Genomic DNA, 9,780 nt, shown 5'->3' with positions numbered 1-9,780 from the left:
GGCATCGAAGGGAGACCGCAGATAGTCATCGACGAGGAACCCGCAACCGGCAATGCCCAGCAACCACACGGCGAGCCCCAGCGCCTGCTGGCGACGGCTCCAGAGCCCGTTGGCATGCAGGCAGGCCAAGCCGACGAAGAGCAGCGGAATGCAGAAACCGTAGTAGCGCACGTGCAGGCGGTTCGTCTCCTCGGCCGCGACGGTAAACACCGTCGTCATCACGATGAGCGCAACCGCGAGCCACGCGGTGAGTCCGGCGAGCGTCGCGGCGAAGCGCGCCGACCCGTGGTCCCCGGCGAGGCGGCCGGGGACCTGCGCAAGCCCTGCGACGAGCGCAGGTCCCGCGAGGCAGGCCGCGACAGCGCAGTGTGCAGCGAGCAGCGTGGCGAACGCTGCATACCGTCCGGGATCGACGAGCGCCGCTGCCATGCTGTCCACGAATCGGGCATACAGCGACCCCGTGAGCGCATTCCCGGCAGTCACGTCCGGTGCCAGCGCCCAACTCAGCACCGCGCGCACGACGAAGAGCGCGATCAGATAACCGAGACAGCCGAGCCAGAGCGAGCGCGAATCGGCGTGGCGCTGCCGTGCCGCGTGCAGACCCATGAAGACGGCCGTTACCGCTGCCACCGGCAGGCCGTGCGGCTTGACCAGCGACAGCACGGCCACTGCAGCGCCGGCGAGTGCGGCCAGACGCGCGTCCTCGCGGCCGAGTGCGAGGGCGGCGAGCGTGGCTTGCAGGAAGAACGCCACCGCGTACATCGTCTCCGGCGCGAAGTAGGCCGCGTACGTCGACTGCGGTCCGAGCCCGTAGGCGACCCCCACCGCGAACGCAGGCGCCAACGCACGCCCTGCACGGGCGGCGACGAAAAGCACCCCCATGCCCAGCGCGAGCAGCAGGCTGTTCAGCACCCGCGCCAGTTCGAACACCGGCCGCGGCGGCGAGCCGAGCAGCCCGTAGAGGGCCAGGAAGACGCGGTTCGGCGCGTCCAGCGTGACCACCAGCGGGTTGCCGGCCAGCGTCGACTCCTGGCCGAAACGCGCGCTCAGGACGGCGTAGGTGAACTCGTCCGAGAACCCGAGCGGCAATGCCATTCGGGTATTGAGAAAGACGTTGACGGCCACCACCACGGCGATGGCCCAGGCCCAGGCGACGGCGACGCCTCTCGACCCATGTCGGCCCGCGGCCTCGGTCATCGGCCGACCTCCTGCTCACGCACCCGCTTACGCCGCACGCAGCCTGCGGACGTTCCCGTCCTGCCCGGTAGGCAAATTCGAGTGCGAGGCGCCCGCGCCCGACGGCAGCAGGCCGGATGTGACGAAGCCGACCAACTTTCCCATCGCCGTGCGCAGCGCATCGCACCGCTTCAGGTGCACCTCATGACTTCTCATTGTCGACTCGTCTCCCGCCACGCAGTGTCGCTGCGCATGGACATCTCCGATGGCGGCAGCATGCACATCGATACTCCGGTCGAATACATCGCGTCCCGCCCGAATCTGGTCGCGGTGCCTCGGTGCCGCATCGTGCACGGCGGCTACGCCGAGCTGCGCACCGTCGGCCACTGCGATGCGGTGCGCCGACGGGCCGACTACGCCGACCTTAGGGACCGACGAGTAGCCGACGGAGACGACCGTGCCGCGGCCTCAGCTTGGCTTGAATTCGAACTTCGTGCTTACCGGTACGCTCTTGCCTCGCTTGATCCGCACGCCGATCGAATAGGGATCCCTCCCGACCATCTGGAAGTAGTTCCCGTAGCTAATGTGGTCGCCGATCGCGATGAGATCGAGCTTCTTGGTCTCGCCGCGCATTGCGAGATCTTCGACCGTGACCTCCACGTTGGCGTCCGTGATTTCGCCCTTGGTCTCGCTGTCGATGAGCGAGATGTTGACGTGGTAGTAGTCCGTGCCGCTCGGAATGCTACCGTGCATCGGACCCTTCGTGCCCCGCTTCGCCTGCTGGGCGGCGAGCGATGCGGCCGGCACCACCCCGAGATAGACCTCCGTCTTGCCGATCGTCTTCCGATTCGCTGCCGAGACGGTGATCATCGGCGGCGTCGGTCCCTTTGCTGTGGTACCCGCCGGGTTGAACATGTACACCACTGCGCTCCGGATCTCGGCATCGGTCAAATCGACCAGACCGCCGCGCGCGGGCATCCCGCCGTGTCCGCTGATGGCGGATCGAACGGCAACATTCAATCCCTGCTGTAGCCGCGGCGTCCACGCCGCACGGTCGCCGATCCTGGGCGCACCGCCTTCGCCGGTCTGGTGGCAGCGTGCACACTGCGTCTGCACCACCTGTTCGCCGGTACGCTCGGCGAGCGCTGCCGACTTGTCGATGGGCTCGGACCACGCACCACCCGACTGGTTCACCATGTAGATGACGGCACGCTTGATCTCGAAGTCCGTGACGTTCGGATTACCGCCGTGCGCCGGCATGTCGCGGATACCCTCTATCGCGTGCCCGGTCAGGGCCGTAAGTCCCTGCGAAGCACGCTTGCTCCACGCCTGGGTATTGCCGATTATTGGTGCGCCCTTGGCGCCCGTCGCGTGACAGGTCGCGCAGACTGCCTCGACCACCTCTTTTCCGCTCCGGTCGGCCTGCGCCGCCTGCGGGACGAGCAGTGTAGCGACCGCCGTCAAGCCGAGCGCCGACAGCCTGTATCCTGTTTCAGTCGTGAACATGGCGGCACCTCCCTTGAGCAACCGTGATCAGACATTTCTTGCAGTATAGGAAAAAATGCGCGCCACGCTGGGGCGGAACCCGCCCAAATAGAGCTGGAGCTGATCCATGTCAAAAAAGTATGCCGCTCGACCCGTCGGCAACGCTTTGGAATGCCCGCCACGAGGCAAGACGGCGCGGACAGGCGCGCATACCTCCTCAGCGCACGGGGCGCCGCCGCCGGCGCCAGACTTCGGCGAGCGAGGAGAGCTTCGCTACCTGCGGCAGGCGCTCGTCCGACAGCGCTTCGAGGAAATCCGACAGCGGCTTCGACTTGACGATGAAGAAAAGGATCAGGGCCACCGACGGCACGAAGTAGACCATGAAGAGCAGCGCCCGCTGCCACAGCGGAATGTCCGCAGCATCGATCACGTTCATGCCGAGAAAGCCGGTGCACAGGGTGCCGATCAGGCCGAACGTCGTGACTACGGTGAGCCGCACGACGGTGTTCGCCTGACGCCGCAGGCTGTCGCTGTCGAGGTAGCTGTTCATCTCCTGGATCTCCTGCTGCACTTCCTCGAACAGCGGATCGGTGCCCAGGTGTCGCGCGCACATGCTGAAGAGCGTCCGCGACTGCGCCTGGTCGGAGAGCTGGTGGAACCAGTAGCGGTGGGTGAAGCGCAAGAAGATCTCGAACTGCTGCCGGATCGCGCGCTTGAAGTGCTTCACCGAGTCCGCGTTGTGCACCTCGAGCCGGTTCAATGCGTCGACCAGCCGATCCGAGAACATGAGCAGCGCCGCCTTGTGGAAATGCGCGATCAGGAACAGCAGGAAATACTGGTGGCGGAACTGGCTGAAGACGCCGGTCTCGCGGTCGACGAACACGCGCGCATTGGCATCGCCGACGACCACCAGCGCATGGCCGCAGCACAAGAGCCGCGTGTTGCGTTCCTCCACGCGGTCGCTCCAGTAGCGGTCGTAACAGAATTTCTCCTCGAAGTCCGCGACGTGACGGTCGGAATACGGCAGCGTCTCGTCGGCACCAGCCGCCGTCACCAGGCCGAGCCGGATGAAGTCGCTGCGCGAGAGTGCCTTCGGTTTCTCCATCGCGAGATAGCCCATCACCGGCATGCGGTAGTACTCGATCTGGCGATAGCGAATCAGCCCGCGCTCATCGGCGTGGTCGAGCACCAGCGGCTGCAGCAGGAACGCCCAGTGCGCGGCCAGGCAGGGCGCGCGGTGCCGGCAGACGAACGACAGATACTTGTCCCGCCGCTCGTAGTCCGAGACCGCCAGCACCTCGCCCGCGGCTGACAGCCACTCCGTCTTGTGCACGCAGTGCGCACCCTGGCCGTTCTCCTCCCACCCGGCCGGGTAGGCGCGACCGAATCGATAGAGAACATCCTCCGCGATCACGAGCGGCAGGTCGTCGGCAAACACTTCCACCCCCAGCAGCACGACATCGATGTCGAAAAAGAAGTAGAGGTCGACGTGGGCGACGCTCAGGGTGAGCGGCGCGGTGCCCAGCGCGAGCGTGAGACGCGCGGCGGCTACGTCCTCGCGCCGGAAAACGCGCATGGCCGAACCGCCGCCTTGCATCTCCTGCCCCGCGCGCCGGCTCTCGCCATACAGGAAGCGCTGGACGTGCGGCAGGAAAGTGACGAATTCGTTGTAGTGCCGTTCCTTGAACTCGGCCGGATCACCCGTGAACTCGTCCAGGACCTCGTGCCAGGGGTTGCCTTCCCGCTCCTGCTCGAGCACCTCCCAGTGCTTCTGGATCTGCGCGCCCTCGCGGATCGGCATGAGCTGCAGCGGCCACAGGAGGATGTGCCGGAAGTGCCGCACGCGCTTCTCGGTCGCTCGTTGGTCGTCGGGCATGGGCAGCCTGCGAGGGCGATGGGAGGCGGCAAGTATATGCCGCCGTCGAGGCGCGTCGCCACTGGCCGGCGGGCACCGGATGCGAGGAACGCGTGAATCCGGGATCCGGACCGCCAGATGCCCGGGGCGACCGCGCCGTGCCTTGCGCCAAGCCCCAGCGGGCGCACTCGATCGCCCCTTTTCGAAAGGTTCGCGACAGGTTTTCGTCCCAAACTTCGCCCACGTTCGAGGCCGATATCGAGTCGATGGCCCGCCATGCGTCAATCGCGGAAACCGCGCGAGGGTTGATCGTGCGAGCGCCTCGTAACCCGCACGCTTCACTGATTGCGCACTCCCGCTTCTGTGATGACTTCCGTGTACAGCTTCCCTTACGTGCAAGCACGCCCCCCGACGGCGACGCCTCGCGAACGTCCGGTCCACCTCTCCGGCGGACTGGAGGACCCCCGATGACGCCGGACGTGTTCCACGAAAGCGAGTTCGTCCTGCTGGTCCTCTTCTCGATCGTGATTCCGGCCGGCATCTATGCCTTCCTGTTCAGGAAGGTGTCGATCTCGCGCTGGACCGTCGGCGCGTTCGCCACCGTGCTGCTCGCGGTTGCCGGTGTGAACGTCGTTCTGCTGCAGCATCTGTCGCAACTCGCCAAGCCGACCGGCACGACGATCTACGACAAGCTTTTTTCCGGACAGGTATCGCTCGCGCTTTACGTGTTTCCGCTGGTCTTCGGCGGGGTCGCTGTGAATCTTCTGTCGCACATGCTGGTCAGCCACCTCGACGAGGCGGAGGCAGCCTTCGAAGACAAGCGGGCCGCGCCGCGGGCCATGAACGCGGTCCCCCATCTCGGGGCGCGCTCGCCGGTATTCGTTCTCCTCGCCTGCGCACTCGCGGCGGCGTTCATCTTCGCGCTCGATCTCACGACCGGTGAGGAGATCAAGCTGCACGTGCTCTACGTCTTCCCGCTGGCGGTTGTCGCAACCTATTGCCAGCGCCTGACGGCGGCCCTGGTCGCCCTGGTGGTGACGACGCTGCTGCAGATCATCACCTATTCGCACCAGGTGGTCAGCGTGCCCTCGTTTATCACTGACATCGGTGTGGCGGCAGCGGCCTCCGCGCTCGTGGTGTACCTCGCGCGGGCGGCGCGCAGCCGGTATCTGGCAGCCCTGAACGAGGCGCAGACCGATCCGCTCACCGGCCTGCCCAACCGTCGCGCGGTCCTGTCGAGGGTGGACTGGGAGCTTCTCCGGCAGAAGCGCTATGGCGGGGCGCTCTCGCTCGCGCTGCTCGACCTCGACGGCTTCAAGACGCTCAACGACACCCGCGGTCATCACGCCGGCGACGAGGCCCTGCAGCTGGTGGCCGACGTGCTGCGGCAGTGCACGCGGGATTCCGATGCGATCGGCAGGATCGGCGGCGACGAATTCATCATCGTCCTGCCCAACATGCAGGCCGACGATTGCCGTCGCAAGTCGCGCGAGCTCGGCGAGACGATCGCGCGACGCATGCAGGCGGCTGGTTTCGCCATTACCGCGAGCGTAGGATGGAAGACCTTCGGCGCGCCACCAGCCAGCACAGCACAGGCACTGCGAACCGTCGACGACCTCATGTACCAGGCGAAGGCGCAGGGCCGGAAGCAGAACTGCGCCTGAGCCTTCCTGTGCGCACGTCCGCAATCGCACAACCCCACCCTGCCGGCCCCCTCCTCATCATGCACATCCTCATCGTGGAAGACGACCCGGTCCTCGCCGACGGACTTACGTCCACCCTGCGCGAGGGTGGCTATGCCGTCGACAGCGTGGACAGCGGCGAGCGCGCGAACTCGGTCCTCGGCACGCAGGAGTACGACCTCATCATCCTCGATCTCGGGCTGCCGGGCATCGACGGCTTCGAGGTGCTGCAGCGATTGCGCCGCCGCGGCAGCCGCACGCCGGTGCTGATCCTGACCGCGCGCGATGCGGTCGGCGACCGGATTCGCGGCCTCGACCTCGGTGCCGACGACTACCTCATCAAGCCCTTCGAAGCGGGCGAACTCGAAGCCCGGCTGCGGGCATTGATGCGGCGGGCGCATGGCGGCGCCAACAACGAGATCTGCATCGGCCGCATCACACTGGACATCGGATCGCGCCGTGCGGCGATCGACGGCGTCCCGGTCGATCTGTCGCCACGCGAGCTCGCCGTGCTCGAGGTGCTGATGAACCGCGTCGGCCGCGTCGTCAACAAGGACACGCTGATGCAGAGCCTCTACGAGTGGCGCGACGACGTCGGGCCCAATGCCATCGAGGTCTACGTGCACCGCATCCGCAAGAAGCTGCAGCACGCCGACGTGACGATCCGCACGATTCGCGGACTGGGATACCTGCTCGAACCGGCCGGCAGCACGCCGGCCCCGATCGTCTGAATCCCAGGCAGACGTGACGCTGCGCAAGAGCCTCCGCGTCGAGTTGCTGGCGTGGATGGCGCCGCCCGTGCTGACGGCGCTGCTGGTGAGCACGACCGTCTGCTATCTCGTCGCCAGTACCTTCGCGACGCGCGCCTTCGACAGCCAGCTTCTCAACACCGGCCAGGTGATTCTCGATCACGTCCGGCTGGAAGGAGGCGAGCCACGGCTCGCGCTGCCGCGGGCGATGCTGACCTCCATCGAATCGGATCTCTATCGGGGAGACAAATTCCGCGTGGTCGCGCGCAGCGGCGAGACCGTGGCCGGTGACCCGAACGTCCCGGCGCCCGAGGACTGGCCGGGCAGGAGAACGCCGGTGCAGTTCTTCGATGCGGCAATCGGCCGCAAGCCGGTGAGGGTCGCTGCGCTGTCGCTCTTTGCCGGCAGTGACGAACCCGCCGCGATGGTCCTCGTGCGGGAGGATCTCGACGAACGGAAGGCGCTCCTGCGCGACCTTTTCGCCGCCGTGCTGGTGCCGCAACTCCTGCTCACCGTCGTCGTCATCGCGCTCCTGTGGGTGGGCGTGCGCCGCGCGCTGCGGCCGGTCGAGCGCGTCGCCACGGCGATCACCCGCCGCGGCTGGAGCGACTTGCGGCCGGTGAGCGACAAGCACACGCCGGAGGAGCTGCAACCGCTCATGCACGCGGTGAACGATCTCATGCAGCGTCTGGAGCAGGCCCTGGGCTCGCAGAAGCAGTTCATCGAAGACGCGGCGCACCAGCTCCGGACGCCGCTCGCCGGCCTCATGACGCAGATCGACCGCGCTGCGCGCACCGGCGATTCCGACTCGCTGCGCAAGGCACTCGAACAATTGCAGCATTCGGCCCGGCGTGCCACGCGCATCGTCAATCAGCTGCTTACCCTGGCGCGCGCCGAGCCGAGCGGAAGCCGCAGCCGGGATTTCGAACGTCTCGATCTCGCACGACTGGTGCAAGAGACCTGTGCCGAATGGGTGCCGCAGGCACTCGCTGCAAACGTCGACCTGGGGTTTTCAGGCGAGGAACGCCCGATCATGGTGACGGGAGACCCCCTGCTGCTCCAGGAGATGATGAACAACCTCATCGACAACGCCATCCGCTACGGGCGTCGGCCCGGCATGGTGACGGTCAGGCTGGAGACGTCTCCGGCCATCTGCCTCTCGGTGGAGGACGATGGCCCGGGCATCCCCGAGGCAGAATGCGACCGCGTGTTCGAACGCTTCTATCGGCTTCGCGGCAGTCCGCCGGGAGGTTCCGGCCTCGGGCTCGCCATCGTCCGCGAGATTGCCCACGCCCACGGTGCAGAAGTGCGCCTCGAGCGCGTGCAACCCGCTGGCGGTACCCTGATTCGCATCGCCTTCGGCCAATGGCCGGCCACCGAGCCGTAAGGCACTCCCGTGACAGACGCCGTAATGACTTCGGCGAAAATCCCGTCACTCAGGCGGTCTGCGCCTGCCTGCCTGCGATGTACGCAGCAACGTCGCCGATCGTGACAAAAGCCCGCGCGGCCCGGTCGGTAAAGCGAATGCCATACTCCTCTTCGGCCTCGAAGAGAACGTCCATGACATCGAGGGAATCAATCCCCAGATCGGCGAATCTGCTGTTGGAGGTAACCGCGCATTCCCTGCCGGTCCCCAGCCGGCGGCGCACTGCCGCCCGCAGCCGGGATTCTATCGTTCGCTTGTCCACTTGAACTCCTGCCTGACCGCAAAGGCGGCCTGTCGCTCACCCAGCATATGCTACAGGGGTTCGCTTTCCCGAACCTTTCGGAGCCCGTCGTGGCCGGTGCACCGGCCAGCCTGCCGCCGAACGGCATCGGATGACCCGAGGATACAGCGCGGAAATCGACACGCGTGTTACCCTGCCCGGGAGAGTTCCTTCTCCCGGCATCCGTACGACACTCCACCCCTGCAGCGCACCGCCCGCGTGACAAGAGCCTGTTCATGAACAGAGCAGTTTTCGGTTTCGCCTCGCTGGTCGCCGCCAGCGTTCTGCCCGCGCCGGCACTCGCGGCCGACTGGCAGCTCGTCGCGACGGCGAAAGAGGGGACCATCTACGTCGACGCGCACGGCATCGTGCTCAAGGACAAGCTCCGACGAGCGTGGGACAAGTGGCAGTACACCGAGGACCAGCCGGGCTTTCCGGGCAGCGGCATTCGCGCGTTTCGCGCGTCCAAGCATCTGGCGTGGTACAACTGCGAGGAGCGCAGCTTTGCCGTCGGAGAGGTTATCTACCTCGACGCCAAGGGCAAGAGCGTCGGTCAGATCACGCTGGAAGTCGACGCGACCTCGTTCACCCCGGTCGCGCCGGATTCGGTGTCCGAGTCGCAGCTCGATTTCGTCTGCAAGTCAGCCCTCAAGAACAAACCCTGACGGAACGCGCTGCCGCGCAGGTCTGCTTTGTCGCCGCGTTGGCCCCCGTTGTCACGCTCGCGACCCGTTGCGGATACCGGAAAGGTCTGAGTAAGCATCCCCGCGTACCCTGCCTGTGCACGCATGGCCGGGTTTCGCAGGACGCGAGGGAAGCAAGGGAGTGGCGATCCAGCCCGTTGGTCGATGCGGACCGTCTTCGAATCGTCCAGGACAGGAGCTGCCATGATGATTTCCCCTCAGCCGGAGTACCTTGCCGTCACCGGAAGGGCTTCCTTCTTCCCGGAACTCCAGTCGGCACTGCGGGGCGAATCCGTCATGGCCGGCCGCAAGGTGGTGATGCTGGGAGCGGACAACTATCTCGGTCTGACGACACACCCGAAGGTGGCCGCTGCCGCGAAGGCCGCGGTTGATCGCTACGGGACCGGCATCTCGGGATCGCGTTCCACGCATGGCACACTGGCG

At 66.4% G+C, this 9,780-nt stretch carries 9 protein-coding genes; 5 read left to right on the top strand and 4 right to left on the bottom strand.

Going from position 1 to position 9,780, the window contains the following annotated elements:
• From JNK68_04700 to JNK68_04690, 3 genes are all read right to left on the bottom strand, one after another.
• On the bottom strand, positions 1 to 1,197 hold a 1,197-nt coding region (locus JNK68_04700), incomplete at its 3' end, for a hypothetical protein (protein ID MBL8539653.1).
• Between the two features lie 447 nt (positions 1,198 to 1,644).
• Positions 1,645 to 2,682: a cytochrome c5 family protein gene (locus JNK68_04695; GenBank protein MBL8539652.1), complete on the bottom strand. Its 1,038-nt coding sequence runs from the start codon at positions 2,680 to 2,682 to the stop codon at positions 1,645 to 1,647.
• Positions 2,683 to 2,878: 196 nt separating this feature from the next.
• A complete protein-coding gene (locus tag JNK68_04690; GenBank protein MBL8539651.1) occupies positions 2,879 to 4,537 on the bottom strand; it encodes a hypothetical protein in 1,659 nt (552 codons plus the stop codon).
• A gap of 446 nt (positions 4,538 to 4,983) precedes the next feature.
• On the opposite strand from JNK68_04690, the gene JNK68_04685 reads away from it, so the two are divergent.
• Genes JNK68_04685 through JNK68_04675 form a run of 3 tightly spaced genes read left to right on the top strand, consistent with a single transcriptional unit; the run spans position 4,984 to position 8,334 of the window.
• The gene (locus JNK68_04685; GenBank protein ID MBL8539650.1) at positions 4,984 to 6,180 is read left to right on the top strand and encodes a GGDEF domain-containing protein; all 1,197 of its coding nucleotides are present in this window, start codon (positions 4,984 to 4,986) and stop codon (positions 6,178 to 6,180) included.
• Between the two features lie 59 nt (positions 6,181 to 6,239).
• Positions 6,240 to 6,929 (top strand): response regulator, encoded by a 690-nt coding sequence (locus JNK68_04680; protein ID MBL8539649.1) that lies wholly within the window; start codon positions 6,240 to 6,242, stop codon positions 6,927 to 6,929.
• Between the two features lie 13 nt (positions 6,930 to 6,942).
• Positions 6,943 to 8,334: a sensor histidine kinase N-terminal domain-containing protein gene (locus tag JNK68_04675; protein ID MBL8539648.1), complete on the top strand. Its 1,392-nt coding sequence runs from the start codon at positions 6,943 to 6,945 to the stop codon at positions 8,332 to 8,334.
• A 49-nt stretch (positions 8,335 to 8,383) separates the two neighbouring features.
• Here JNK68_04675 and JNK68_04670 read toward each other — a convergent pair whose 3' ends face one another.
• A complete protein-coding gene (locus JNK68_04670; GenBank protein MBL8539647.1) occupies positions 8,384 to 8,635 on the bottom strand; it encodes a hypothetical protein in 252 nt (83 codons plus the stop codon).
• A 254-nt stretch (positions 8,636 to 8,889) separates the two neighbouring features.
• Here JNK68_04670 and JNK68_04665 point away from each other — a divergent pair, with 254 nt between their 5' ends.
• Both JNK68_04665 and JNK68_04660 read left to right on the top strand, forming a co-directional pair.
• Positions 8,890 to 9,318, top strand: a complete 429-nt coding sequence (locus tag JNK68_04665) for a hypothetical protein (protein MBL8539646.1) — start codon at positions 8,890 to 8,892, stop codon at positions 9,316 to 9,318.
• Positions 9,319 to 9,540: 222 nt separating this feature from the next.
• The coding region (locus JNK68_04660) for an 8-amino-7-oxononanoate synthase (protein MBL8539645.1) at positions 9,541 to 9,780 on the top strand (240 nt) is incomplete at its 3' end.

The sequence above is a fragment of the Betaproteobacteria bacterium genome (genome assembly GCA_016791345.1).
Lineage (GTDB): Bacteria > Pseudomonadota > Gammaproteobacteria > Burkholderiales > JAEUMW01 > JAEUMW01.
Note: the sequence above shows the minus strand (reverse complement) of the source record. Positions and strands in the feature narration are given on the sequence as shown.